This is a genomic window from Yersinia sp. 2553 StPb PI, from assembly GCF_052217105.1.
Classification (GTDB): Bacteria; Pseudomonadota; Gammaproteobacteria; order Enterobacterales; family Enterobacteriaceae; genus Yersinia; species Yersinia enterocolitica_E.
On sequence record NZ_JAZGPX010000002.1, the window covers coordinates 2,237,992 to 2,264,732 of the forward strand.

A 26,741-nucleotide genomic window follows, 5' to 3' on the forward strand; every position below is an offset into this window, starting at 1 on the left:
CCCGCTATTGATGTTGATGCTATAACCACTTTGCATCGCGGGTAAAGGAGATCGTTAGCCACCGATGAGGGCCGGACTCGCCAATTTCTTTGGCTATTTCATCGCGTAATTTGTCAAAATAACTGACACCATTCGTCTCCATCTCTGGTGGAATAACCACATGAATCTCGATAAACAACCCCCGCCCCATGCGGGTGGCATAGTGGGAGTAATCAATAAATTTATATTTTGCCATTAACTTATCCATTAAGCTCTCAATGGCATTATCCAGATTGTCTGGCGTCATTTGTAATACTTCACGAACTGCCGAAATGACTGTTTTTATTGGCACAGGTATTAAGACCAAGGTTAACAAGGCCAATACAGCGGGGTCGGTATAAACAATCAAATGCGCATAGCGGGTACCTTCCATACACCATGAAAGCAAGAAGGCTACTAATAACGCAGAACTGATGCAGGCCGACATTAACCAGCTTTTGGTATCCAATGCAATTAGCTCGGATTTGACTCGTTTATTTAAACGACGTTGTTTTAAAAAGAGGGTGAAACAGAAAATACTGACCACTAATGCATAAACAATCGCCCACCCCAACTCCAATTCCCTGCCGCCGTCGAAAATCCCCTTAATGGCATTGACGAATGCGTAAAGACAAAGAAAGGCCAGCAAGCTGCCATTGAAAGCCAGAACCAGTGGTTCAACATGCCAGAAACCGTATTGAAAACGCCGACTGTGCGGCTGACCAAGTAATCGGGAAACCAATAGCGATAAACTGCACATTCCAGCATCTAAAGCAGAGAACATACCATCGAAAATAATCGACATCGAACCGCATACGATACCAAAAACAATCCCCATAATGGCGATAAACAAAGTGCAAAAAATTGAACGTCTTAAAATCTGCTGTTCAAGCTTGGTGTCATGTAACAGAGGTGGAGCCTGTTCACTGAGTGTCGTCATGATTTAAACCCATTTTTTATTACAACCTATTGTTTTATTACAACCTATCGTTTATTACAACCAACTGTTTTATGACCATCAATTTTTTTATTTAGCTTAATGCGTGAATCACGATAAGAGCCTGAAGGTTAATCCGCACTAATAGTAGTGTGTCATATTATCTCATTTTTACCAGTAAATTACGCAGTAACACCCAAACAGAGAACCTTGTTAATCTCTTGTTTTTATTAATTTAAAATATAGCGAATCCTATTCGCAGGAATTTTATATCGCCAATTGATATCCAAATGGATTATTCGGTACTTCATTTTCATCCTTATCCTAAAGCCATCAGCGCTCAGCGCTTTATACTTTAAACCTAATAACAGATTTGTTTAATTTTAATAACATCTGGCTATAAACAAGATTTTTCATTAATGCAGGTAAATGAGTAGAAGTTGTTATTCGTCAAGAATGCTATTTCTGCATAACGATATTATGCACCGCTTGGACTAATACCCGTTCAGGAGGAAATATGGCGACAAAACTTAATATTGTATTGGTCCATGGCGCATGGGCTGATGGCTCACAGTGGCGCTATATTATCCCAGCCCTGCACACCATGGGGCACCGGGTCATTGCAATACAAAATCCGCTGACATCATTAGCAGATGACGTGGAGCGGACCATTAAGCTAACTACCGCCTTATATGGCCCTACCCTATTAGTGGGCCACTCTTATGGTGGCATGGTCATTACACAAGTCGGGCATCTGCAAAATGTGGTCGGTATGGTCTATCTCGCCGCTTTTGCCCCCGATGCGGGAGAGAGCTTATCCAGTACTTTTGCACTGCGTGAACCGCCTGTTGGCGCCGCTTATATTCGCCCGGATGATAATGGATTTCTATGGATTGACACTGACCAGTTCCACGAAAATATGTGTCAGGACATTGATGAGAATGAAGCACTGGTGATGTCTATGGTGCAAAAACCCTTAGCAACTCGCGCTTTTACTGATAAGTCTGCTCAGCCTGCCTGGCGGGTCAAACCTTGCTGGTATCAGGTTTCAACGGAAGACAGAATGCTGCCGGTCGAAACACAACGCGGTTTTGCTGCTCGAATTCAGGCCCAAAAGGTGATTGAGTTACCCTCCAGCCACGCCTCGATACTCTCTCATCCACAGCAGATAATCGCGCTGATTGTCGATGCCGTAAATGCGGTTAAATAGTTATCACACGCCAGCCTCACATCTGCATCATATGACAGGCGAAAAAAATCCGCCCGAAAGCGGATTTTTATCAGACACAGCATAACACCGTGAAAGATGAGTGCTAACTATTCTAAGCAGTCGCTTAGAAAGTGTAACCTACGCCAGCAACCCAAGTACCGACATCAACGTTGCGGATGCGGCTCTGTTCGTAAGAAACGTCCAGGGCAACATTTTGCATTGGGTTGAACTGCATACCTGCGCCGTAAGTAAAGCCGTAATCGCTGGTGCTGCTTTTATCGCTAGCAGAAGTTGGGTAGTTCTGGCTGAAACGACCGTAACCCACACCTACCAGGCCATAAACGCTAGCCCAATCGTTGATACGGTAAGCTGGACCACCGGTGATAGCATTGTATTGTGCTTTGTTGTATACCGACGAGCTGTCACCGAAGCTGCTTTTTTCAGTGTGAGTGAAAGAGGTGATGTAACCCAGTTGAGAATCACTCCACTCGTAACGGTATTTCAGGTTGAAACCTGAAGATTTGTTAGCAACACCTTGATAATCGCTCTGGGCATAACCACCAGAAACGGTGCTTTGACCGGCAAAGGCTGAACCTGCGGTCACTGCTAATACACAAGCTGCTACTGCTGAAAGACATGCAATTTTATTCATAACCACCTCGAAAGACGCAAATTTTTAGATGAAACAAAAACACCATGAAATTATAACAATAAATAGTAGGAAACTCTGCCTACATATGATTGTCTAATCATTTATTTGGTGTAACAAAGGGTTTCAAGAATCTTCCATCTTACTAATACGCTTACGAATTTCCGCCATTCTACACCTTTTTGTGACTCCCATCACCAAAAGCCATTCCAGACTATTCTTAGTTTTAGCGCTTAAATAACCAGCAGAAATAGCGTTAAAAAACCGCAATGCTGAAAATTTATTATTTCTTTCACTGCTTTCCGTTTCTTTTTTCGCTCCTTTGGTGATTTTCAAACACTTGGCTGACATTTCATTTACACTGGCAAAAATAGCTACCTAATAATTTTCTTTGAGGCTTAACAGGATGTCTTTGTCTCCTTCATCCAAACATTCACTTCCCTTAGTCCCTATTCTGTTACTGGTGATTGCCATGATCTCCATCCAGAGTGGTGCATCGTTGGCGAAAAGTTTGTTCCCACTGGTTGGCGCGCAAGGAATAACCTCGCTGCGGCTCGGTATCGGCACACTTATTTTGTTTGTCATCTTTAAACCTTGGCGAATGCGATTCACCTCAGGCAGCCGCTTACCCCTGCTTATTTATGGTGTGACATTAGGTGGAATGAACTTTTTGTTTTACCTGTCACTAAAAACGGTGCCATTGGGTATTGCCGTCGCATTGGAGTTCACCGGCCCGTTGGCGGTTGCCATGTTCTCTTCTCGCCGCCCGGTGGACTTTATCTGGGTAGGGTTGGCCGTTCTGGGGCTATGGTTCTTATTACCGCTGGGACATAACATTGGTACCATTGATTTATTTGGCGCGGCTTGTGCCTTGGGTGCTGGAGCCTGTTGGGCGCTGTATATTATTTCAGGGCAGAAAGCCGGCGGTGATCACGGTCCTGGGACTGTCGCGGTAGGTTCTCTGATCGCAGCACTGGTATTTTGCCCAATTGGCGTAGCATATAACGGCCTTGCCCTGTTCGATCCCGCCATTCTCCCCGTTGCTCTGGCTGTCGCTATTTTGTCGACGGCATTACCCTACTCACTAGAAATGGTCGCACTGACCCGGCTCCCTACGCGCACATTTGGCACGTTAATGAGTCTGGAGCCAGCACTGGCGGCCATTTCAGGGTTGGTATTCTTAAATGAACATCTGACATGGGTTCAATGGTTGGCTCTGGCATCAATTATCAGTGCCTCTATCGGGGCCACACTGACTATCAAACCCAAGCCACAACTGGATCAAATTGCCTGAAGGGTGCTGCGCGCATCAGGGCTAGTTCAGCCCTCTCACCTTCTATCCTATTGTTATTTATCAAACGCCAGCCCAGCACTGCACGGGTTGGCGTTTTTTATTAATTATTTTCCTTTTTTTTGCATCCAAAACACCAGGCTGATTCGTATAGGTAGATGTGAGGCAAGACTTCACCTCAACCGTCCTAAAAGGAATACATTATGAAAACGCTTCTTCGTTCTGCTATCTGTGCTTCCTTACTGTTCAGTACTGTCTCTATGGCCGCCATGATGTCCGAAACTGTTATGGTAGGTGGTGCTTCGATGTTGCCGAGTAAAAATATTATCGAGAATGCGGTTAACTCAAAAGATCACACGACCTTAGTCGCTGCGGTTAAAGCTGCGGGGTTGGTTGATACCCTGCAAGGCCCTGGGCCATTTACCCTGTTCGCGCCCACCAATGCCGCGTTTGCAAAATTGCCCGCCGGTACAGTTGAAAGTCTGGTCAAACCAGAAAATAAAGCCATGCTCACCCAAATCTTGACCTATCACGTGGTGGCCGGGAACTACGATATGAAACAGTTAGAAAGTAAAATTAAAGCCGGAGGGGGTACTGCCGAGCTGAAAACTGTCAATGGCCAATCACTATGGATTATGAACAACGGGCCACATAACATTCAGCTTAAAGATGGAAAAGGGAACATCGCCAATATCAGCACCTATGATGTACAACAGAAAAATGGCGTGATCGATGTGATTGATACTGTTCTGATGCCTAAATAAAACCCGTCTATACTGGGTGCAGTGTCTCACTGCACCTGACGGCTTTTTTAGGGATTGGCGCATGAATGAATACTCACTGGAACAACAAATCGGGCTGATCGATGCCATTGCTCAAGGTGATCAGTCCGCGTTTGAAAAACTATACCGGCTCACTTCCCCCAGACTATTCGCGGTCGCCTTAAGAATGCTGCGCAACCCTGCTCGGGCAGAGGAGGTTTTGCACGACTGTTTCCTCACCGTCTGGCATCGGGCCGATAATTACAATGCGCAACTCAGTGCCCCATTAACCTGGTTGACCCATATTGTGCGTAATCGGGCCATCGATTTGATGCGCGGCAGTGATAATCGTCTGCAAACGTTGAACGATGACCAAACCGATTATTTGACCGATGACACACTGACGCCTCTGGCTCAATTGCAGCAAGACAGTGAAGCTAAACAATTGGCAGACTGTTTGGCACATCTGCCGGTTGAGCAACGACAAAGTATTATGTTGGCTTATTATCAGGGGCTTTCTCATGGGGAGATCTCTACTCATCTACAACAACCACTTGGTACGATAAAAAGCTGGATACGTCGTGCACTCGATCACTTGAAGGGCTGCGTAGGCTTATGAAAAACAGACGCGAATATGACTCAGCATTGGCCGCTGAATATGCGCTGGGAACCCTGCGCGGACTTGCCCGGCTGCATTTTGAACGCCGATTCCGTCGTGACCCACAGTTGGCGGCAGATGTTGCCAGTTGGCAGCGTCTGTTTACCCAACTGGATAATCAATTGGCCCCGCTGGAGCCTCCTGAACGCGTATGGAAGCGGCTGGAGTTAGAGTTACCACCAATCAACCTGCGCCATATCAAACGTAATCGTTGGTCTTATTTGGGGTGGGCTGTCGCCGCCGCACTGGCCGCAGTCCTGGTGATCCCACGTTTATTGGTAGAGCCACCAACATCCGTCCCGGTGGCCGTGCTCTCCAATAGTCAGCAAAGTGGTCAATGGGTGGTCAGTCTGGAGAAATCGACTCGTAGCCTGACATTAACTCCCCTTAACCCCGTGGTAGTCAGTGAGCGTAATAGCCTTGAATTATGGAGTATTCCGGCGGGTGAAAAACCACACTCACTGGGGTTACTCAATACCCATGGGCCAACACAACTGACTCTGACTGAAAACCAGTTAATGGCGAATTCGTTATTAGCAATCAGTCTGGAGCCTCACGGCGGCTCGCCCACTGGCCAGCCAACCGGTGCGGTGCTGTTTAGCGGGCCATTGCAGAATCTATAATAGATAAATATGCACGCGTCAGCGGCTATCACTTATCCGCATTACTGATCTTTTTCTACCGGAGGTTATGCATGCAAGACTGGGATCCTGATTTATACCGCCAATTTGAAGCAGAACGTACCCGCCCTGCCGGTGATTTGCTCGCACATATCAGCACTACCCAGCCATAGCGCATCAGCGATTTAGGTTGTGGGCCAGGCAACTCTACCCAATTGCTGCACCAGCGTTTTCCGCAGGCGCAGCTGGTTGGGATTGATAACTCGGTGGCGATGTTGGCCAGTGCGCAACAGCGCCTGCCGGCATGTGCATTTCTTGAAGCGGATATTCGCCAGTGGCAACCCGCTGAGCCACAAGATCTTATTTATGCTAACGCATCGTTACAATGGCTAACCGATCATCAGCAACTCTTTCCCTATTTGTTCTCCAAGTTGGCTACCCACGGCATACTTGCGGTCCAGATGCCAGATAATCTGGAGGAGCCCAGCCATCGAGCTATGCGTGAAGTTGCAGAAAACGGTCCATGGCAGCAAACACTACAAGAGGCGGGGGCAATACGGGCGAAGGTTCTGTCAGCCAATCAGTATTATGGCTTACTGGCCCCCAATGCAGAGCGGATAGATATTTGGCGCACTACCTATTACCACCCGATGCCTTCAGCGCAAGCCATCGTCGATTGGCTGCGAGCCACAGGTTTACGGCCTTTTCTTGAACCGCTCTCTGAAGCAATGCGATTGGATTTTTTGCAAGACTATCTGGCAATCATTGATGTGGCCTATCCGCAACAGGCCGATGGTCGCCGTTTGTTGGCATTCCCCCGCTTGTTTATTGTTGCCCACGCTCAGTAGTCATACCGGGTATGCTGGTTGAATTTATTGACTGGCATACCTGCTGATTCGTTCCGGTATGGAACTATTCATCGCATTATATATATTACTCATGTTCGCCAAGCTATTAATTAATAATACCTTCGCCTCATCCGTGGCATTAAATATTATTGAAAGCATCCAAATGGATATTGGCCTCATAAAAACCATACAAATCACAGCAATAGTTATTTTCAATTAGCCATAAACACCGCGATGATAATATTATTAAAAAGAAACAATAAATTACATTTACAAATAAACACCACTATCAACTATTTAATTGATAGGCCGAATCTACCCTACAAACTTAAATATCTTTGTTATACTTATTGCGGTGAAGAAATTGGTAATCAACTCAATAAAGGGATACCTATTATGAGTACAGCAAAACTGGTAAAAACAAAATCTTCCGAACTGCTCTACACTCGCAACGATGTTGAAGAACATGTCAAAGTTGACACAGTGAAAGTATTAAACCGTATGGTTATTCAGTTTATTGATCTGTCGCTGATGACCAAACAGGCTCACTGGAATATGCGCGGTGCCAACTTTATCGCGGTGCATGAAATGCTGGATGGCTTCCGCACAGCCCTCACTGATCACCTAGATACCTTCGCAGAACGAGCCGTACAACTCGGTGGTGTCGCGCTCGGAACCACACAAGTCATTAATGATAAAACACCGCTGAAAAGTTACCCAACCAATATCCATAGTGTGCAAGAACATCTTAAAGCGCTGGCAGATCGCTACGCCGTGGTTGCTAATGATATTCGTAAGGCAATTTCAGAAGTAGAAGATGAAGACAGTGCTGATATGTTTACTGCCGCATCACGTGATCTGGATAAATTCCTGTGGTTTATCGAGTCAAATATTGAGTAATCCTCAGTATGATACCCAATAGATCGTAAAATGGCAGGAAGATAGACCGGGTAATGAGAATAGCCAATACACCTGCAATTTTAACGAAGATGGGTACAGGGCCGGTTATCCGGCCCTACGCACGGAGGTCATATGGCAAGTGGATGGGCCGGCGACGGCGCAGTACAAGATCAAATTGACTCCACCGTTGAAGATGCGGTGCAACGCGCAAGACAGGCGCTTGGCAGTGGTGAAAGTGAGCTATATTGCCTTGAATGTGGTCAAGCCATTCCAGAAGCACGGCGTAAAGTTCTAGCGGGGGTAAAATATTGCCTGAACTGCCAGAATCAATTAGACAAGCATCAGGCCAGCCATGCCGGATATAACCGCCGTGGCAGTAAAGATAGCCAACTCAGATAGCAATCCCTCCCCTTCATCCCCCTTATTGCACCATTATCGAACAAAAATCGGAGATAGTTAACAATATTGTTACATTGGTGTTGATTATCGATTGTACATTATTAACGAACTAGTTAATAATAAGTAAATAATGGATTAGTTGCACCAAAATGATATTAACGCACTATTTTGGTGAGTCATGATGGTGCAAACAATGTCAGCTAAGTAATTACATGCTAATCACTTAGAATAATTTCGTTATTTTTAAATAACTTGCATTTCTGGCACGATCTTTTCATATTGCTATCTGAAATATAAAAAACGGATCTCCATCCACAAAAGTACAAAGGAACTCCCACTTATGAAGTCACTTGTCAAAGTTTCATTGGTCGCACTTACGCTGGCCTTTGCTGTTAGTTCTCACGCCGCAGAAAAAGAATTGATCGTTGCTACCGACACCGCGTTCGTCCCTTTTGAATTCAAACAAGGGGATAAATATGTCGGTTTTGATATCGACTTGTGGGATGCCATCGCGAAGAAACTGGATTTGAAATACACCCTGAAACCAATGGATTTCAGCGGTATCATTCCAGCACTGCAAACCAAGAACGTGGATCTGGCACTAGCCGGTATCACTATTACCGACGAACGTAAAAAAGTCGTTGATTTCTCTGATGGCTACTACAACAGCGGCCTGCTGGTGATGGTAAAAGCTGACAACAATGACATCAAAGGCGAAGCTGATCTGAAAGGTAAAGTGTTGGCAGTAAAAAGCGGCACCGGTTCTGTCGATTATGCTAAAGCCAACATCAAAACCAAAGACCTGCGCCAATTCCCGAATATCGATAACGCCTATTTGGAGTTAGGTACTGGCCGCGCTGATGCCGTTTTGCATGACACGCCAAACATCCTTTACTTCATCAAAACTGCCGGCAATGGCCAGTTCAAAGCGGTGGGTGAATCTATCAAAGCTCAGCAATATGGTGTTGCATTCCCACAAGGCAGTGACCTGCGTGACAAAGTTAACGTTGCTCTGAAATCTCTGAAAGAAGACGGCACTTACGCTGCAATCTATAAAAAATGGTTCGGCGTAGAACCTAAGTAATTCATTTTTGCCGTTTTTAGACCAGGAGAATATCCATGCAGTTTGAATGGAGCGCTATTTGGCCCGCCATCCCAATCCTGCTTGAAGGCGCCAAGTTAACCCTATGGATCTCGGTCCTGGGGTTGCTTGGCGGCCTGATTATTGGGGTTATAGCAGGGTTTGCCCGCGCTTATGGCGGTTGGCTGAGCAGAAATATCGCATTAGTCTTTATTGAACTGATCCGTGGCACGCCGATTGTGGTGCAGGTGATGTTTATCTACTTTGCGTTGCCGATGATGATGCCGGTGCGCATCGATCCTTTCTCAGCAGCCGTTGTGACCATTATTATTAACTCAGGGGCTTACATCGCAGAAATTACCCGTGGTGCGGTGCTGTCAATCCACAATGGATTTCGCGAGGCCGGTCTGGCTCTCGGCTTATCCAAACGCGATACCTTGCGTTACGTAATAGCCCCTTTGGCTCTGCGCCGTATGCTGCCACCACTCGGTAACCAGTGGATCGTCAGTATTAAAGACACCTCACTGTTTATCGTGATTGGCGTAGCAGAACTGACTCGTCAGGGTCAGGAAATTATTGCCGGCAACTTCCGCGCCATGGAGATATGGAGTGCGGTGGCGGTGATCTACCTGATTATCACCTTGGCTCTGAGCTTCGTTCTGCGCCGGTTAGAAAGAAAGCTGAAAATAATATGATTGAATTCAAAAACGTCTCTAAACACTTTGGTAAAACCCAAGTGCTTCACGACATCAATTTGAATATCACCAAGGGTGAAGTGGTGGTTATTATTGGCCCTTCCGGCTCGGGTAAGTCCACCCTGCTGCGTTGTATCAATAAGCTGGAAGTTATCACCAGTGGTGAGTTGATTGTCGATGGTCTGAATGTCAATGACCCCAAAGTCGATGAGCGCCTGATCCGTCAGGAAGCTGGCATGGTGTTCCAACAGTTTTATCTGTTCCCCCACCTGACGGCCTTGGAAAACGTCGCCTTTGGTCCGATTCGCGTTCGTGGTGCTTCTAAAGAAGCAGCCAACAAACTCGCTATGGAGTTGTTAACCAAAGTTGGATTGGCAGAACGCGCACATCATTTTCCCGCAGAGCTATCGGGTGGCCAACAGCAGCGTGTCGCTATCGCTCGTGCGCTGGCGGTAAAACCCAAGTTGATGTTGTTTGATGAGCCGACCTCGGCACTGGATCCAGAATTACGTCACGAAGTATTGACGGTAATGAAGGACTTGGCCGAAGAAGGCATGACCATGGTCATCGTCACCCATGAAGTGGGTTTTGCCCAGAAAGTGGCATCGCGTCTTATCTTCATTGATAAAGGTCGGGTCGCTGAGGATGGCAACCCGGATAGCCTTATCTCAAATCCGCCAAGTGAGCGTTTACGGGAATTCCTCCAACACGTTTCCTGAGGCGCAGGCTGACATTACCCTAAAATACCTCTGGCGGGCATCTTGATGATCCCCGCCAGATTTTTTTATGCTGATAGGCCAATCATACCGGCGCTTGTTGATTCTTGACCTGAGCAAATGCGGTCATGAGTTTCACCACATCCTGCATCCCAATATTGACCTGATTAATAACCTCACCGGCATCTTGGGTCAGCGTCACCCCGCCCCCCGCTTGTTCGACACAAGTCCCCATACCCTTGATAGCCGCCATCACCCCATTTTGTATGCTCTTTGTCATCTGCTCGATTTCAGTCGCTGCCTTGCGTGACTGGTCCGCCAATAAACGGACCTCACTTGCCACCACCGAGAAACCCTTGCCATGCTCACCGGCATGAGCCGCTTCAATCGAGGCATTGATCGCTAATAGATTGGTTTGAGACGATATTTTACGAATCGCTTCCACCATGGTACCAATCTCTTGTGAGCAGCGGCCCAAATCACTGACCACATCAGAGGTTTCGCGTGCAATAGACTCAACCTCTTGCATACCACGAACAGCCTGTTGAACAATCTCAGCCCCTTGTGACGCTGAACGGTCGGTGGTTAATGATAAATAGTGCACATCGCGGATCAGGTTCTCCTCATGCTCCTGCTGCAACATCAATTGTGTAATATCCTGAGCAATCTTCACCACTTTAATCACTTGTCCCTCGTTATCCATAATCGGGTTATAACTGGCCTCCAGCCATACCCGTTTGCCATGTCTATTAAGACGCTCAAAACGGCCAATAATAAACTCACCATGGGCTAACCGCTGCCAGTGCTGGTAGTATTCATCGCTATGTGCAAATTCTGGTGTGCAGAGTATCTGATGAGATTTATGTTGAATATCTGCCAGTGAATAACCAATAACCTTCAGCAGATTCTCGTTGGCATCCAAAATAATGCCTTGTGGTGTGAAAGTGATCATCCCCATTGAACGGTTAAGTGCTTTTAGCAAACTCTGGTGTTCCTGAGATTGCAAAATACGCTCGGTCACATCACTGGCGAGCTTAATAATTTCAATCACATTTCCACTACTATCGAGTACCGGTGTATAGGTTCCCTGCAACCAAACAATGCTGCCATCCTTGCGGATACGCTTAATATTATCGGTAATCGGTCGCCCTTCATTGAGCAGTTGCCAGTGGCGGCGGTAGGCATCAGTGAGTACATATTGTGGGTCACAGAACAGTTTATGATGTTTGCCGACCACCTCATCCTGTTGGTATCCCATTACTTGTAAAAATAATGTATTAGCGTGTTTTACCGTACCATCTGGCTTGAAAATAATCATCGGGACAGCACTATCAATCGATGTCAGTTCGGCACGAGGGGATGCCTGAGATGAGCTGAAATTGAACAACATAAATTGAGTCCTTATGGCGAATGATTAAGCAGCAAATAAGTCATGTGGCTATCAACCTATTTGCACAATAAAACCCCTGCCCCGTGAAAGAGGGCAGGTGTAAGTTTTATTCTTCACCCTGGACGATGAGGTAGCTGAGTTAATAAAATCAAAAAGAAAAAATCATCACAATATAAGCAAGATTTGTCAGCTATAGCGCCTGACTAAGATTTATCTTAATTAGCATAGACGAAAATATGGGGGTTTGCTGTTAGTGCAATGAGAGGGAAATAAAACCGTGGGAAATAGAGCAATATCCCTATAATAGAATATTGCCCATAGATATTACAGACTCAAGTCAGTGATTGGGGTAAGTGCGCGCAGCCAACACCCCTGCGGCGTCAAGGACGAAGAAGGACATACCCAAAGTCATTGACGTTGCAGGTAGGCGGCCAGTAAACGCACCCCGATGAGCTGACTCAAGTCAGTGATTCGGGTAAGTGCGCGCAGCCAACACCCCTGCGGCGTCAAGGACGAAGGGTATTACCAACGTTCAACTTTCCACGCCGCCTGCTGCTCCGGCGTCAGGAACGTCCATGCCACAAACCGGCTGACTTTTTGCCCTTGTGCCATATCAATGGTGCGGACCTCAACGGCGTTGGCATAGCGCAGGGCATGATAGATTGCCGGTAAGGTGGTCTTCTTCGAGATCAATGAAGTGAACCAAAAACAGTTTTGCGCCTTAGTTGCGCTCTCTGCCACCATGCGACTAACGAACCCTTCTTCTCCACCTTCACACCACAATTCGCTATTTTTCCCGCCAAAGTTTTGTACTGGTTTAGCGGCAACTTCACTTTTACCCAGTTTGTGCAACTTGCGACGCGTGGTTGCTGCGGCCTCTTCTGCGGAGGCATGGAACGGCGGATTACATAGTGTGGCATCGTAACGTTCATTCACCGCCAGAATACCGTCGAAAATAGCTTGTGAGTCTTTTTGCTGTTTAAGTCGCAAGGTGTTTTTCAGCGTCGGGTTCATTGACACCACCATTTTTGCCGCACTGAGTGCTTGCGGATCAATGTCAGTCCCGGTAAAACGCCAGCCGTATTCCCGCTGACCAATAATCGGATAAATACAGTTGGCACCGACGCCAATATCCAGCAGCGCAATATTTCTACCCTGCGGGATAACCCCGTCATTACAACTGGCCAATAAATCGGCCAGATGGTGCACATAGTCAGCACGACCTGGGATCGGTGGGCATAAAAAGTCAGCTGGAATATCCCAATATTCAATACCGTAGAAATGCTTCAGCAATGCCCGGTTGAGCATTTTGACCGCCAGAGGATCGGCAAAATCGATAGAAATATCACCATAGGCGGTAGCTGCCAGAAAAGGAACTAACTCCGGGCAACTTACTGAAAGAGCATCAAAATCATAGCGTGAGCGATGACGATTTCGGGGATGCAATCCGCTTTTTTCTTTGGGGAATATTTTTTTGTTTTCCATCGTCTGGCTCTCTGATCGGCATTTTCTGGCGCGTAAGATAGCATAAATTGCCGCAGAACGGGTGGTGGGTATTGCCATCAAAATAAAAGCGAATCCTATCGGTAGGCGACTTCATTTGATGTCATCACCACGATTTACTCAGAATAAATGGGCTTAGTTCAGTGCCACTCTCTGATACCACTTTACCCCGTTGCTCGCGCAAAAACTCACATAGTCTCAATCTGTTGCAGCGCATGCTCGAGGGTATCAGCCCGCCCGACTGCCACCAGACAACATGCTAACTGTTTTTGGATAGCATCAGGAATAGGCCATTCACCAGCCAAACAACCTTCAATCCAGCGGGCCGTTATGGCGGCATCTTTCGACGAGGGTAACACCAGTTCGCCCTGCTCTAACTGGCGATCCAGTAAAATTTGCTGTTCCCCCCCATTGATGTAATGAATTGGTGGGCAACGCGATGGGTTAGCATAAACCTCCCCTTCGGTCCCTTGCTGTAGCAGTGCCGGTGCGCCGATCGCCTGAAAGAAGCCGCCGACTTTTTGCATATATTCTGGGTGCGAAACACTGGCAAGACGCAATGCATTATCGTGAATAAACGGTGTTGCCAGTTTCGCCAATGTGTGACTGCTATTTCTAACCCCCATCCGCCAGCGTAACTGTAATTGTTGGTCTAATTGAGTCGATAATGCTGATACAGGGATAAATACCGGCAACCCGCTATCAAGCCGTTGTTGGGCTTCAGCGGCATCAAGTGACCACGGAATATTCAGTTGCTGGAAAATCTCGGCACTGGTTACCCGGCTGCTGTCCTCAGTCACGCCGTGTACCACCACCGGTAACCCTAGGCGTGAAAGTAATAATGCCAATAACGGGGTCAGATTAGCCTGTTTGCGTGCACCATTATAACTTGGGATCACCACGGGGAGTGGATAATCCATTGGCGCGCGTAGTGGCATCACCTGTTCTTGCATCGCCTGATAAAAGCCCAGAATCTCCTGTTCGGATTCACCTTTAATACGAAAGGCTATCAGGATCCCCCCTAGCTCCAACTCGGGGACCTGCCCTGCCAACATGACTTTATACAGTTCATAAGCGGTAAACTTTTCCAGATCACGCGCATGATTCTTACCGCGCCCAATCTCTTTAATAATTTTACTGTAATCCATGGTGCGGCATTTCCCCTGTCCGTCGCGGTTAAACATAAATCAGGTAACTTATTGCTGAAACTTTATCACTAATAGTGATATCGATACCCAAAATAATTAGAACTGTGCGGCTAATAGAGATGAGTCGTACTGATGGTAGGCTAGCGGGTGAAACCCGCCACTGCCAGAACAACTTGCGGCAGTGACAGGCAAACTACAGTGGTTTGTTTAACTCTTCCGGTGGGCTAAACAATACCCGATAAATAGCGCCACCTAAGGCTCCTCCTACCAACGGGGCCAGCCAGAATACCCATAACTGCTGCAATGCTATTCCACCGGCAAAAATAGCCACAGCGGTACTACGTGCAGGATTTACCGAAGTATTATCCACTGGAATACTGATTAAATGGATCAGTGTAAGACATAGCCCAATAGCCAACGGCGCTGCAATTGCATGAGAAGGTTTATCGGTCGCCCCCATGATAACCATCACAAACCCCATGGTAAGAACCACTTCAGCCACCAGTACCGCTTGTAAGTTATATCCCCCCGGCGAGCGAACACCAAAACCATTACTGGCGAACCCGGCACTAACATCAAACCCGGCTTTGCCACTGGCGATTAAATACAAAATGGCGGCCCCGGCCAGCCCCCCCAGCACTTGCGCTACAATATAAGGCACTAATTGTGCGCCAGAGAAACGCCCACCCACCCATAAACCGAGTGACACTGCCGGGTTAAAATGCGCACCTGAGACATGCCCCAGTGCATACGCCATCGTGACGACAGTCAGCCCGAACGCCAATGCCACCCCCAAAAATCCAATACCCGCCACCGGGAACATTGCAGCCAATACTGCGCTACCACACCCGCCTAACACCAGCCAGAAAGTGCCAATAAACTCTGCCATTAGCTGTTTCATTCTGCTTTACCCCTGCCTGCTAAACATGTCGATAACAGTTAACGTTGCCGCTAACCAATAACCAGCAATTTACACCGGAGGTACTGCCAGGCATGACTTGTTAGAGTCAGCTCACCAGCGGCTTATATAATCTTAGTCATTGGATTTATACGCATAGAAAAAGATTTCAGATGAAAACAGTTTTCACTGTATTTATATGCATTTTCACAACAAATTCAGAACACAATAAAAACAAAATTAAAATAGCACTCCATATAAAATGGAATTATGTTTTAAATATGTGATGCGCAGCTCGAATAACTTTTAGCATTAAAGGGATACTTTATTTGTGACAACATCATTTGTCATAAAAATGTTAATAAAAACATATTTTACGATATGCATATCTTCGGGGTGAGGTGGTAAGTTGGATATATTGCTTAGTTTAGTAAAAACGCCAGCAGTAATAATTGCCATTGTGGCATTTTTAGGTTTACTCTTTCAAAAAGCATCTGTTTCTCGTTTAATTACCGGTACTTTCCTCTCTTTTATCGGGTTTACGATGATAAAAGTCGGTGGCAGTATTTTAATGAAGGTACTTACGGCATTCAGCACACTATTTTCCAGTGCATTTAATATTGTCGGTGTCGTACCCAGTAATGAAGCTATCATGGCGGCAACAATTGATAAAATTGGTGCAACAGCAGCACTTATTCTGCTATTTTCTATGATACTCAACATTCTGTTGGCAAGATTTACCCGGTTCAAATTTATCTATTTATCATTACACCTTGTTTTATTTATGGCTTTTGCATTGACTGCCGTGCTTATGCAACTGGGCTACAGCCATTATCCAATAGTTATTATCGCCACAATTATTATTGGTTTTTATATGGCCGTATCACCCTATATTCTTAGCCGATTCAGTCGTGAAATCATTGGTTCAAATGAGTATGCTATTTCCCATGCCGCAATTTCCTCTTACGTAATAGGATCTTACATGGGGAAATGGTTCGGTAATAAAAACTCTGATACTGAAAACATTAAAATCAGTAATAAGTTTGATTTCCTGCGCGAACCCAATATTGCCACACTATTAACCATGTTAATTTTGTTATTGATATCTTGTATTTTTGCGACACAACCGCAGATTACAGATGCAATGAAATTGGTTTATGGGGCCGGTGCTGCTGATAAAAATGTGATTATCTTCATCTTGGAGCAGTCGGCTATTTTTACATGCGGACTCTATTTAGCTAAGGCTGGAGTTAATTTATTTACCGCTGAAATCGTCCCTGCCTTTAAAGGCTTCGCGCGAGTATTTGCACCAGGCTCTGTACCTGCCGTTGATGTTATGGTGCTATTTACCAAAGCACCTAATGCGACACTAATCGGATTTTTGATGAGTTTTTCCGTCGAGCTGGTTTGTATCCTTATCTTCCCATTTATTGGATTGCCCATTATCGTACCAGGCATTATGGCCAGTTTTATTACCGGCGGTGCAGCCGCTATTTTTGGCAATGCGACGGGGGGGTTCCGTGGAGCACTTATCGCCAGTGGTATTAACGGGCTGCTTTTATGCGTGCTACCAGCACTAACATTGCCTTTGTTCTCTCATTTGGGCGCTCAGGGGGTTACTTTCGCCGATCCAGACTTTACATTGTCTTCGTTAATTCTAGATCACGTACTCCGACTGTTTAACTAAAGGTTAAGGCCGGTGATGCCGGCCTTTTATCTCAACAGAATACCGAGTGTTTTGGTCTTCGCGAAAACATATCGTTTTAATGAATAAAGAAAACATACTTATAAAACAGTCCGTTTCCGCCGCCCTCTTTTTACCGCCGCCTTCGCCGGGGCTTTTATTACCGCAGCCGGCATAATCACCTCCGCCGGCATCTCCGGTTGTTCAATTGGGAAGACCGGTAGTGCCGCCAACAATCGTGAACCATAACCCTTAGTCAATAAACGCCGATCGTAAATAACGATCTCACCGTGGCATTGATTACTACGAATCAAACGACCAACCTGTTGGATCAGATTAAACGAGGCACTTGGCAAACTTTGCACTTCAAACGGATAACGTTTTAACGACTTCAGCCACTCCCCTTCAGTGAGAATCACCGGGCTATCAATCGGTGGGAACGAAATTTTGTGAATATGAACCTGGGTCAACAATTCACCTTTCAAATCCAACCCTTCAGCAAATGATTGCAGACCAATCAATACACTGGCAGTACCGTTATTGACCCGCTTACGGTGCTCTTCCACCAGTCGGTAACGGGGTTGGTCCCCCTGCACCAACAGCATCAAACGCAGATCGGTCACATGGCTGAGAAAGGTTTGCATCGCCCGATGACTACTGAACAAAATCAACATTCCTTTATGCCGCCCACTGGCCTGCTGCGCACGGAAAAATTGCGCCATTTCAGCCAGATGTTCAGCTTCATGGGCCATAGTTGGCTCGAAGCGCATTTTGGGAATAATCAACTTCCCCTGTTCAATATGGTTAAACGGGGATGACAGTGTTTCAAACCGGTCGCCGGCCTTCTCACTCAGGCCACTGAGCTCCTGCAAGCGGGCAAAGCTGTTGAGTGAACGTAATGTCGCTGAAGTCACAATCACATGGGGGACTTTGCGCCATAACATTTTATCTAGCTGGTCACTGACACGGATGCCAACACAGTGGAAATAGAGGTGCGTTTGATTCTCGCGATAATCACGGGTTACCCATTTGGATATCGGCGCATTCGAGGCTTTTTCCATTGCCGCAAGCCGCCAAAGTTTGCTCATGGCCTCCAGATAACCCAGTGTACGGCTCATTTGCAGGATGGCGCGATGCAGACGCACAATATCGTGCTTACCGGTTTGCTCACTCAAATCGTTCAGTACAAATTCGACCAAACCGCGCAAAGCATCGGTCAGTTTGAATAATTTGGCGCAATCTTCTGTCAAACTCCCCGGTAACTCACCCATTTCAAAACGGTACACCGCCGGATTGGCATCGGCAGGAAGCAGTTGACTGACTTGTTGTTCCACACTCAACATCAGCTCGCGCAACTGCTCGCAATGGTCTTTCAAGCGCTCTGGATTCGCTAAACCAGGCGGATTTTTAGGCCGGTATTGCACCATGCATTGATCCACCAGCCGCACAATCATATCCAACTGCATATTGGCAAAGAACGCGGTGATCTCACCTTCAATTTCTAGCGCATCGCGCGCTACATCAGGCAAATGGTGGCCTTCATCCAATACCAACAGTAATTCTTTCGGATTGGGTAGCACCGATTCAGTTTCCAATGCAGCCATCACTAATGCATGGTTGGCAACCACAACATCGGCACTTTCGATTTCTTTGCGCGCAATAAAGAACGGACACTCACGATAATAATGGCAGTTACGCCCAAGGCAATTCGCCTTATCGGTACTCAATTTAGTCCACAGGCTATCACTAAGCGCCAACTGATGATGGTCACGCAGCCCGTCCCAGACATGGCTGCTCAGTAGCTTAGACAGCGTCAGACAAGTTGCTTGTTCCTCACCATTGGCGGGGGCCAATTCATCGCCGAGAAACAGCGATAAATCCCCTTGGCCAGAAACATCCGTACACATAGCCGCCAGATTACGTGGACACACATATCGCCCACGCCCGAAAGCACCGGTAAATTTAAGGTCGGGAATAATTTTCTTCAATAGCGGCAAGTCTTTACTGTAAATCTGATCCTGTAACGCCACATTAGCGGTGCTCACCACCAATGGTTTGCTTTCTGCTCGGCTGACTGCAATGCCAGGGATCAGATAAGACAGCGTTTTGCCAACACCGGTCGGCGCCTCAATAGCCAAATGACGGCCAGCATCACCGGCCAGCGTTTTCGCCACTTCGGCGATCATCTGGCGCTGCGGTGCCCGGGAGATAAAATCCGGGATCTGCTGCTGGAGAGCCTTATACCACTGACTGATTTGTTCTTTTACTGCCGGGGACAACGCCATGCATATCTTATCTAAACTGAGTGTTGCCCTATTGTCCCACACCACAACGCTGGCGTCAGCCCGAAAGCACCGCCGTAGTAGCTGAAATCCTCTGACCTGGCAAATCACCGCGTGATGAAATTTACGCAATGTCGCAGTTATTTATGATTTGTCATAAATATATCACACAGATGCGGTAAAAATTCTGCGCTGGCCGAATTCAGATAGATATTGAATACAGCAAAAAAATCTTCTACTCGCGTCTTTTTAAATAAGAGAAACAGGGCAAAAATATGAAACGTAATCTTCTGGCAATCCTGGTACCGGCTTTATTAGTTGCCACTACGTCACATGCAGCAGAAATTTATAACAAAGACGGTAATAAACTTGATTTATATGGAAAAGTCAAAGCACTGCATTACTTTTCTGATAATAATAAAAGTGACGGCGATAAATCTTACGTGCGTTTTGGTTTTAAAGGTGCCACCCAAATTACTGACCAACTGTCCGGTTATGGCCAGTGGGAATATAACATTGCCGCTAACTACGCAGAAAGCCAGGAAACAAAAGACAATAAGACACGTTTAGCTTTTGCTGGTTTACGTTACGGCAAATTAGGTTCAATCGATTATGGCCGTAACTACGGTGTGTTATATGACGTGGCAGCCTGGACCGATATGTTGCCTGAGTTCGGTAACGACAGCTACACCAGAACCGATAACTTCATGACCGGTCGTACTACCGGTGTGGCTACTTATCGCAACACTGATTTCTTCGGTCTGGTTGATGGGCTGAAATTCTCGCTACAATACCAAGGCAAAAATGGCAGCGAAGCCGATAGCAATAACGGCCGCGCAGATGCCACCAAACAAAATGGCGACGGTTTCGGTTTGTCTTCCAGTTATGAAATTGGTGCTGGCGTGAGCGTGGCTGCTGCATATGCTTCTTCTAACCGAACTACGGCGCAGAAGAACGGCAACTTTGGTAAAGGCGATAAAGCTGATGCTTGGACAACGGGTCTGAAATATGATGACAACGGTGTTTATTTGGCCGCAACCTATGCTGAAACCCGTAATATGACCCCTATCTCAGGTACGGCAACCATTAATAATGTGTCAACTGGTGTAAGTGGTTTTGCTAATAAAACTCAAAACGTAGAATTAGTGGCACAATATTTATTTGATTTCGGTTTGAAACCATCGCTGGCGTATGTTCAATCTAAAGGGAAAGATATCGAAGGGATCGGTGATACTGATCTGGTTAAATATGTTGATATCGGTGCGTCTTATTACTTCAATAAAAACATGTCCACCTATGTTGATTATAAAATTAACCAGTTGAGTGATGATAATAAACTGAAACTTAATACTGACAACGTTGTTGCGGTTGGTTTGGTTTATCAGTTCTAAATTTTTCGCCTTAGTATGACCCTCATTAATTTACTGTTTGAATGCTTCATTGTGAATTTATTACCTGTTATTACGCCGGGATAACTCCCGGCTTTTTTTGTTATTTATACTCTAATTAACTATTCACTTTGCTGAGTAGTCACGGCCAATAACCAGATATCTCGCCGCGCTTCAGTTACCGCCCCTTTGCGCTTCGCCCCTTCCTTGCTCGGCATAACAGTAAAGTCGGCTTGTTTGATCCACCGCTGATAGCGATTCTCGCCTAGCGCTTTATCTGCCTGAACCATCAGTGGTACCAACCGCACTCCCATGTGATCAAGACTGCGATAGGGCCACTTTGTCTGTTCATCAGAATAGGGAGCCATAAAATCAAGCGCTTTAATCAAACTACTGCCATTCGGTGTTTGATAACGCCACAAGTCGATTTGCACTTTATCCGCCAACTGCGCCATCAGCGTCGCCGCCTGCAAACTGAAATAACTGTAATGAAAAGAACGGGTCCGCGCCAATTCCAGGGGTTGCGAGCCTTCCGCAGCGAGTTGAGTATCCAGTTTGGTTTTCAATAATTCAGCCATCTCGGTAACCCGTTGTGGTTGTTGCAAATACCAGGCAATTCCAGCCACCTGGACTGTGTACCAGTTACCGTGATTATTCTGCGCCGCCGCCTCTTTTTTACCTGCCGGGCTGTGCTGTAGCCAGTGTAAGTATTCCGTCATCCACTGTTGCATCTGCTTTTCATCTTGCGCCGTCCAACGTTTATTCTGCCGCAACATAATCAGTGAATCGACAATACGAGTGGCAAAGTAGCGTCCATCCAAAATACCAGTGCTACGTCCCGCAGCAATACCCGGCACGCCCTGAGCATAATCGAGGTTCGGGTTCATGCGCGTTTGCGGGTTGATAAACCAGGTTCGAATCATGCTAATCGCTTTATCAGCATATTTCTGCTGGCCAGAAAAATACCAGGCCAGCGTCAACGCCTGTACCTGAGCGGTAAAATCAGCCAGACGCACCCCGTCGCTATCCGCATTTTTACTGGCCGGATTTATCTGCCCATCTTTGCGCATCCAAGGTAACCCATCACTTTTTTGGCTATCAGGCCACCAGTAGGCACTAAGACTGAGATAATCATGTTTCGAACCACTGGGCGGCACAATACTCTTGTCTGTGACACTTTGATCGGGCCGTTGCAGCGCTTTATCCGCCTGCTGTAATAACTGCTGGTAAGCCCGTATGGTCTCCTTTGGCGCCTGATTTTGCGCAATACTCTGCTGGTTATGCTGCAATTCACTGGCAGACAAAAAAGCATAGTCACTGTTTAGCGAATTACTCTGCGCTGCATCGGCAAACGGGATTGCGAGCAAAATAAATAGCACCATCAACCCGGCGTATCTCCGCACCGGATTTAGTGTTCGAAAATCAAACCGGCGAGTGATTGGCAAAGCTGTTGATGTCATAAGTAATTCACCTTATCTAATAATTAACAATATAAGTATCGGATTTTATGCATCATGCCTGAAGCAACCTTAGCTTGCATGGGAAGCACTGAAACTATCAGTTGTTTATTAACTCATCAGTTATTATATTCAAGAATAACTCACTGTTTTTGCGTAAATTTCAGACGAAAAATTAAAACGTAAAAAAATGATAAAAACCTTTGCTAATGGCAGCTATTCTCATGTTTACTGATACCTCGATGTTTCACCGCTCCCTTTTTTATTGAATAATTATGCTTAAGCAAAATAGCCGTAATCTGTGGTTGCTGGTTGGTTCACTTTTCACTTTATACTTCGTTTGGGGTTCGACTTACCTGGTCATACGTATCGGGGTAGAGAGCTGGCCCCCATTGATGATGGCTGGCTTACGTTACCTGATTGCGGGTGTATTGCTGTTCAGCTTTTTAGCCATTCGTGGTCACGCCCTGCCCACATTCCGCCAATGGCTGGGCGCCAGTGCGATAGGTATCTTATTATTGGCTATCGGTAATGGGCTGGTTACCATCGCCGAACATCAACATGTTCCCTCAGGGATTGCCGCCGTCATGGTGGCGACTGTTCCACTATTCACTTTGTGTTTCAGTATGTTATGGGGGATGCGTAACACAAAACTGGAATGGTCTGGGATTGCTCTCGGGTTGGTAGGTATCATCTTGCTCAATACTGGTAGCAACTTATTAGGTAATCCGGTGGGGGCAATGTTGATATTATTGGCCTCAGCCAGTTGGGCATTTGGCTCGGTCTGGGCTTCACGGCTGGCGCTCCCCAGTGGTGCCATGTCCGGTGCCGCACAGATGCTGGTTGCAGGTGTGGTGTTGTTACTTGCCAGTACGCTAAGTGGTGAACAACTGGAACAAATGCCGACCATGGGTGGCATTCTCTCGTTACTTTACCTGATTGTTTTCGGCTCAATGCTCGCCATTAGCGCTTATATGTTCTTGCTAAAAAATGTGCGCCCGGCGGTCGCCACCAGTTATGCCTATGTGAACCCGGTTGTTGCGGTGTTGCTCGGTATTGGCTTTGCCGGTGAAAGTTTATCAACTACTGAATGGTGTGCATTAGCGGTGATTGTTTCTGCGGTAATATTGGTCACATTGGGGAAATTTCTGTTTAAGCCTCGTTAAGCTGCAACGGCCGACGTGTTTATTTTATCCAGAATATAGATGCATCAACCATGTAACATGGTTGTTTCATTCAGTGAACAGATTATAATTCCCTCTGTTTCGATAAAAAGTGAAAAAATTATGCTAAGAAAAGCACTCATTATCCTGATTGCGATAATGGCACTGAGTTCATTAGGTGGCGTTTTTCTCGCCGGGTTGAACATCTATACTCGTTCAACCACCCCACATGAAACTGAAACGACCGAATCCTCCCCACTGTCTGATATTGGCCCTGCGGGCTTATCCAACAATGGTCAGGAATCACCGTAAGCGCCCATCCAATCGCGGCATCGTTGTTGCAAAAAAGTCTGTAAACCCCTGACCCGCTCTGACACCTGCGAGCGGTGGGGGCACAATAGATTTAAGGGTAAGACTTCGCCCTGCCAGCTTGGCAATACCTGAACCAAACGCCCTGACCGGATATCATCGACTACATCAATAGCAGCCTTATTGGCAATACCCAACCCCGCCAGTGCCCAACGTCGCGCTATCTCACCATCATCACTGACGTATTCACCGGACATCGTTACCTCTTGTTCTTCCCCCTGTCGCATTAACCGCCATTGGTTATAAAGTCGACCATTGCGCTGATATAACGCCGAATGATGGTCGGCCAATTGAGCTGGTGTCTGCGGCACGCCGTAACGGGCAAGATAGGCAGGGCTGGCACATAACATACGCCGATGTTGAGTTAGAACGGGCAATGCCACCAAGCTGGAATCGGTAGGCACCCCGAAACGCAAAGCAATATCTACCGGTTCGCGGAAAAGATCAGCGTGGCGGTCGTTGAGTAACAAATGCAATTGAATATGCGGATGTTGTTGTTTGAAATCATTCAACCAATCGACTAATAAATTACGGCCAAAGTCTGAAGGGGCTGAAAGTTGTAATACTCCAGATAAGCCCGTCATTTTTTTCTGAATTGCCTGTTCTCCCTCAACTAATGCCCCTAACGCAATACGTGCACTATCAAGATAGCTGGCCCCTGCTTCTGTTAGGCGCAAACTGCGAGTTGAGCGGACCAACAAACGCACACCCAGTTGAGACTCCAGGCGTTTTACCGCAATACTGGCTGCTGCGGGTGTGATATCGAGCCAACGAGCAGCTTCAGACAAACTACCGCAGTCAACCGTTCGAACAAAAACATCCAGATCACTAAATGAGATCATTAGTAAATTTCCTTTACAGGTGATTGTCTTTTTAGTCGATTGTTAGACAACTTTCAATAGATGACTATAGATGAAGAGTGAAACCCTTATTTAAATACAGGACTCATTATGGACATCACAACGTTATCTCAGCATCAATTCAGTTCTCCACTCAATCAACAAAAACTGGTTATTCTTGGGGGCAACAGGGGTATTGGCGCAGCCGTGGCTTATGCCGCCATCAGTCGAGGTGCCAAAGTCGTCTTGGTTTCGCGCCGTTCGGCAGGCTCACAATCTATCGATCACGATAGTGCTATGTGCCGCTTATCTGCTGATATGACTGATGCAGAATCACTCAAGCGTCTGTTTGCACAGATCGGAGCCTTTGATCACTTGGTTATTACCGCCGGGCCTGCGGTGCAAGCACACGCTTTGGCGGACACCTCTTTAAGCGAAGCTCAGGAAAATTTTGATGTAAAACTGTGGGGAGCACTGCGGGCGATACAATCAGCTTTACCTTATCTGCACCAACAGGGTTCGATAACCCTGACGTCAGGTTTGTTGTCACGTAAGTTTGTCAGCGGCCAGTTCATCAAAACAGCTATTAATGCTGCATTGGAAGCAGTCGGTAAGCAGTTAGCCAAAGAACTGGCCCCACGACGGGTCAATGTAGTCAGCCCAGGCGTAACCGCCACTGAAGCTTATAATAGTATGAGTAATGAGCAGCGACAGGCTATGTTTACAAAAATGGCAGCCTCACTACCTGTCGGTCGAGTCGGCCAACCGGTTGATATTGCGGGTGCCTTTGTGTTATTGCTGGAAAACAGTTTTATGACCGGTAGCGTGATTGATGTTGAAGGTGGCGGCTTGTTGTAATTGATATCACTTAGTTTTTCTATTGAGCCATACACGGGGCAATGACTGCCTCGTGTACTGAACAGTAAAGTGCTTATCTCAGCGATTGCTTCAGCAGGAGCTTGGCTTGTTTACTCACACTAATAACACGTCTTATCAAAGTGTTATTACTCCTGCAGAGAACGCTTTTTCTTGCATCCTTCTAATTACGTCATAAGCCGAAATTGGTAAAACACTAAATGATTTTATTAATAACCTATCTTTGGCAGACGTGGCTTCAGGAGAATTAACGGTAGCCGTAATAGCCTGGCGGATCTGGGTAAGCTGTTGTGCTGAAGTTGACAATGAAGTGATAAGTGGCAGACCAGGAGCCGCGTCGGTTTGCGCTATTATTTTTAATCCGGCAACGGCTGAGGGATTGGCCCGCTGTAATAGTGCAAAACTGACACAATCTATTGCGGCAATATCGGCCTGTCGCTGTTGGATCATCGAGATCGAATGATAATGCCCGCCAGAGGCCAAACTGTGAGAAAAAAAATGCCCATTGATCGCCAATGGTGCAATTAAAGCACGTAGTGCATTGTATCCAGACTGAGAATCCATACTGTTATAGGCAACTATTCTATGGCGAAAATCTGCCAGTTGTTGGCCTTTTTCATCAGCACGGACCACAACCAAACTACGGTAATATTCCCCCGAACAGTAAGGTGATTGATAGCTAAATACCCCAATCAATTGCACCTGCTGTTGCAATAACGTCACTAGAGGAAAACCGCAGGTTTGGCTCAACAGCAAATTAGGATCACGCCAATGTTGCAGTAAATCAGTAGGCCAGATGAGTTGATCACTTATCCCTGGAGCACCATCTACCCCTATAACCCCATGACGGTGCAGTTGTTGCGATAATAACCGCCAAAAAGGCAAAACATCCTGCGGCTCGACACCATACATAGGAAGTGAAATTAGCATAGGCACCTGTTACTAATCAGAGCGCAAAACA

26 protein-coding genes and 1 pseudogene are annotated in these 26,741 nt (G+C 46.4%); 16 read left to right on the top strand and 11 right to left on the bottom strand.

Going from position 1 to position 26,741, the window contains the following annotated elements:
- Positions 1-19: 19 nt before the first annotated feature.
- A complete protein-coding gene (locus V2A84_RS11780; protein ID WP_372568892.1) occupies positions 20-958 on the bottom strand; it encodes a cation diffusion facilitator family transporter in 939 nt (312 codons plus the stop codon).
- Between the two features lie 514 nt (positions 959-1,472).
- Between V2A84_RS11780 and V2A84_RS11785 the strand changes: the two genes are divergently transcribed.
- Positions 1,473-2,165 (top strand): alpha/beta fold hydrolase, encoded by a 693-nt coding sequence (locus V2A84_RS11785; protein ID WP_372568891.1) that lies wholly within the window; start codon positions 1,473-1,475, stop codon positions 2,163-2,165.
- A gap of 124 nt (positions 2,166-2,289) precedes the next feature.
- On the opposite strand, the gene ompX is transcribed toward V2A84_RS11785, so the two are convergent.
- Complete coding sequence (ompX, locus tag V2A84_RS11790; RefSeq protein WP_083159423.1) at positions 2,290-2,817, bottom strand: outer membrane protein OmpX; 528 nt, start codon at positions 2,815-2,817, stop codon at positions 2,290-2,292.
- A gap of 123 nt (positions 2,818-2,940) precedes the next feature.
- Positions 2,941-3,150 (bottom strand): hypothetical protein, encoded by a 210-nt coding sequence (locus tag V2A84_RS11795; RefSeq protein ID WP_227746547.1) that lies wholly within the window; start codon positions 3,148-3,150, stop codon positions 2,941-2,943.
- A 70-nt stretch (positions 3,151-3,220) separates the two neighbouring features.
- Here V2A84_RS11795 and rhtA point away from each other — a divergent pair, with 70 nt between their 5' ends.
- The 10 genes and pseudogenes from rhtA (at position 3,221) to glnQ (ending at position 10,786) form a co-directional block, all read left to right on the top strand.
- Positions 3,221-4,108: a threonine/homoserine exporter RhtA gene (gene rhtA, locus V2A84_RS11800; RefSeq protein WP_083159428.1), complete on the top strand. Its 888-nt coding sequence runs from the start codon at positions 3,221-3,223 to the stop codon at positions 4,106-4,108.
- 200 nt (positions 4,109-4,308) lie between these two features.
- Positions 4,309-4,869, top strand: coding sequence for a fasciclin domain-containing protein (locus V2A84_RS11805; RefSeq protein ID WP_083159430.1), 561 nt, complete (start codon positions 4,309-4,311; stop codon positions 4,867-4,869).
- A 61-nt stretch (positions 4,870-4,930) separates the two neighbouring features.
- On the top strand, positions 4,931-5,485 hold the full coding sequence (locus V2A84_RS11810; protein WP_083159432.1) for a sigma-70 family RNA polymerase sigma factor: 555 nt from the start codon (positions 4,931-4,933) through the stop codon (positions 5,483-5,485).
- Positions 5,482-6,147 carry an anti-sigma factor gene (locus V2A84_RS11815; protein ID WP_083159434.1) on the top strand — a complete coding sequence of 222 codons (666 nt, stop codon included), beginning with the start codon at positions 5,482-5,484 and terminating at the stop codon, positions 6,145-6,147. The genes V2A84_RS11810 and V2A84_RS11815 overlap by 4 nt, the downstream gene beginning before the upstream one ends.
- A 71-nt stretch (positions 6,148-6,218) precedes the next feature.
- A pseudogene (tam, locus tag V2A84_RS11820) lies at positions 6,219-6,992 on the top strand (trans-aconitate 2-methyltransferase).
- A gap of 396 nt (positions 6,993-7,388) precedes the next feature.
- A complete protein-coding gene (gene dps, locus V2A84_RS11825) occupies positions 7,389-7,892 on the top strand; it encodes a DNA starvation/stationary phase protection protein Dps (protein ID WP_083159438.1) in 504 nt (167 codons plus the stop codon).
- Positions 7,893-8,024: 132 nt separating this feature from the next.
- The gene (locus V2A84_RS11830; protein ID WP_083159440.1) at positions 8,025-8,291 is read left to right on the top strand and encodes a DksA/TraR family C4-type zinc finger protein; all 267 of its coding nucleotides are present in this window, start codon (positions 8,025-8,027) and stop codon (positions 8,289-8,291) included.
- A gap of 340 nt (positions 8,292-8,631) precedes the next feature.
- A complete protein-coding gene (gene glnH / locus V2A84_RS11835; protein WP_442848870.1) occupies positions 8,632-9,375 on the top strand; it encodes a glutamine ABC transporter substrate-binding protein GlnH in 744 nt (247 codons plus the stop codon).
- 35 nt (positions 9,376-9,410) lie between these two features.
- Complete coding sequence (glnP, locus tag V2A84_RS11840; RefSeq protein WP_004709093.1) at positions 9,411-10,067, top strand: glutamine ABC transporter permease GlnP; 657 nt, start codon at positions 9,411-9,413, stop codon at positions 10,065-10,067.
- Positions 10,064-10,786, top strand: a complete 723-nt coding sequence (glnQ, locus tag V2A84_RS11845; RefSeq protein WP_083159444.1) for a glutamine ABC transporter ATP-binding protein GlnQ — start codon at positions 10,064-10,066, stop codon at positions 10,784-10,786. Before glnP ends, glnQ begins: the two co-directional genes overlap by 4 nt.
- An 82-nt stretch (positions 10,787-10,868) precedes the next feature.
- Here glnQ and V2A84_RS11850 read toward each other — a convergent pair whose 3' ends face one another.
- From V2A84_RS11850 to aqpZ, 4 genes are all read right to left on the bottom strand, one after another.
- On the bottom strand, positions 10,869-12,173 hold the full coding sequence (locus V2A84_RS11850; protein WP_372568889.1) for a methyl-accepting chemotaxis protein: 1,305 nt from the start codon (positions 12,171-12,173) through the stop codon (positions 10,869-10,871).
- Between the two features lie 522 nt (positions 12,174-12,695).
- On the bottom strand, positions 12,696-13,658 hold the full coding sequence (rlmF, locus tag V2A84_RS11855; protein ID WP_083163791.1) for a 23S rRNA (adenine(1618)-N(6))-methyltransferase RlmF: 963 nt from the start codon (positions 13,656-13,658) through the stop codon (positions 12,696-12,698).
- A gap of 206 nt (positions 13,659-13,864) precedes the next feature.
- Complete coding sequence (ybiB, locus tag V2A84_RS11860) at positions 13,865-14,824, bottom strand: DNA-binding protein YbiB (protein ID WP_442848871.1); 960 nt, start codon at positions 14,822-14,824, stop codon at positions 13,865-13,867.
- A gap of 193 nt (positions 14,825-15,017) precedes the next feature.
- A complete protein-coding gene (aqpZ, locus tag V2A84_RS11865) occupies positions 15,018-15,725 on the bottom strand; it encodes an aquaporin Z (protein ID WP_083159448.1) in 708 nt (235 codons plus the stop codon).
- A 406-nt stretch (positions 15,726-16,131) separates the two neighbouring features.
- Between aqpZ and V2A84_RS11870 the strand changes: the two genes are divergently transcribed.
- A complete protein-coding gene (locus V2A84_RS11870; RefSeq protein ID WP_083159450.1) occupies positions 16,132-17,409 on the top strand; it encodes a PTS ascorbate transporter subunit IIC in 1,278 nt (425 codons plus the stop codon).
- Between the two features lie 98 nt (positions 17,410-17,507).
- Here the strand turns inward: V2A84_RS11870 and dinG are convergent, their stop codons facing one another.
- Positions 17,508-19,691 carry an ATP-dependent DNA helicase DinG gene (dinG, locus tag V2A84_RS11875; RefSeq protein ID WP_083159452.1) on the bottom strand — a complete coding sequence of 728 codons (2,184 nt, stop codon included), beginning with the start codon at positions 19,689-19,691 and terminating at the stop codon, positions 17,508-17,510.
- 272 nt (positions 19,692-19,963) lie between these two features.
- On the opposite strand from dinG, the gene ompF2 reads away from it, so the two are divergent.
- Positions 19,964-21,079, top strand: a complete 1,116-nt coding sequence (ompF2, locus tag V2A84_RS11880; RefSeq protein WP_372558412.1) for a porin OmpF2 — start codon at positions 19,964-19,966, stop codon at positions 21,077-21,079.
- A 119-nt stretch (positions 21,080-21,198) separates the two neighbouring features.
- Here ompF2 and V2A84_RS11885 read toward each other — a convergent pair whose 3' ends face one another.
- Positions 21,199-22,536 carry an alginate lyase family protein gene (locus tag V2A84_RS11885; RefSeq protein WP_442821095.1) on the bottom strand — a complete coding sequence of 446 codons (1,338 nt, stop codon included), beginning with the start codon at positions 22,534-22,536 and terminating at the stop codon, positions 21,199-21,201.
- Positions 22,537-22,808: 272 nt separating this feature from the next.
- Between V2A84_RS11885 and yedA the strand changes: the two genes are divergently transcribed.
- Together yedA and V2A84_RS11895 are read left to right on the top strand one after the other, a co-directional pair.
- Positions 22,809-23,699, top strand: coding sequence for a drug/metabolite exporter YedA (gene yedA, locus V2A84_RS11890; protein WP_083159458.1), 891 nt, complete (start codon positions 22,809-22,811; stop codon positions 23,697-23,699).
- A 120-nt stretch (positions 23,700-23,819) separates the two neighbouring features.
- On the top strand, positions 23,820-24,008 hold the full coding sequence (locus V2A84_RS11895; protein WP_032815427.1) for a hypothetical protein: 189 nt from the start codon (positions 23,820-23,822) through the stop codon (positions 24,006-24,008).
- Here V2A84_RS11895 and V2A84_RS11900 read toward each other — a convergent pair.
- Positions 23,993-24,907 (bottom strand): LysR family transcriptional regulator, encoded by a 915-nt coding sequence (locus tag V2A84_RS11900; RefSeq protein ID WP_083159460.1) that lies wholly within the window; start codon positions 24,905-24,907, stop codon positions 23,993-23,995. The two genes, V2A84_RS11895 and V2A84_RS11900, sit on opposite strands and share 16 nt — an antisense overlap.
- Before the next feature lie 108 nt (positions 24,908-25,015).
- Here V2A84_RS11900 and V2A84_RS11905 point away from each other — a divergent pair, with 108 nt between their 5' ends.
- Positions 25,016-25,762, top strand: a complete 747-nt coding sequence (locus tag V2A84_RS11905; protein ID WP_083159462.1) for an SDR family oxidoreductase — start codon at positions 25,016-25,018, stop codon at positions 25,760-25,762.
- Positions 25,763-25,897: 135 nt separating this feature from the next.
- On the opposite strand, the gene V2A84_RS11910 is transcribed toward V2A84_RS11905, so the two are convergent.
- Positions 25,898-26,692: a phosphate/phosphite/phosphonate ABC transporter substrate-binding protein gene (locus tag V2A84_RS11910; protein WP_193784829.1), complete on the bottom strand. Its 795-nt coding sequence runs from the start codon at positions 26,690-26,692 to the stop codon at positions 25,898-25,900.
- Between the last annotated feature and the right edge of the window lie 49 nt (positions 26,693-26,741).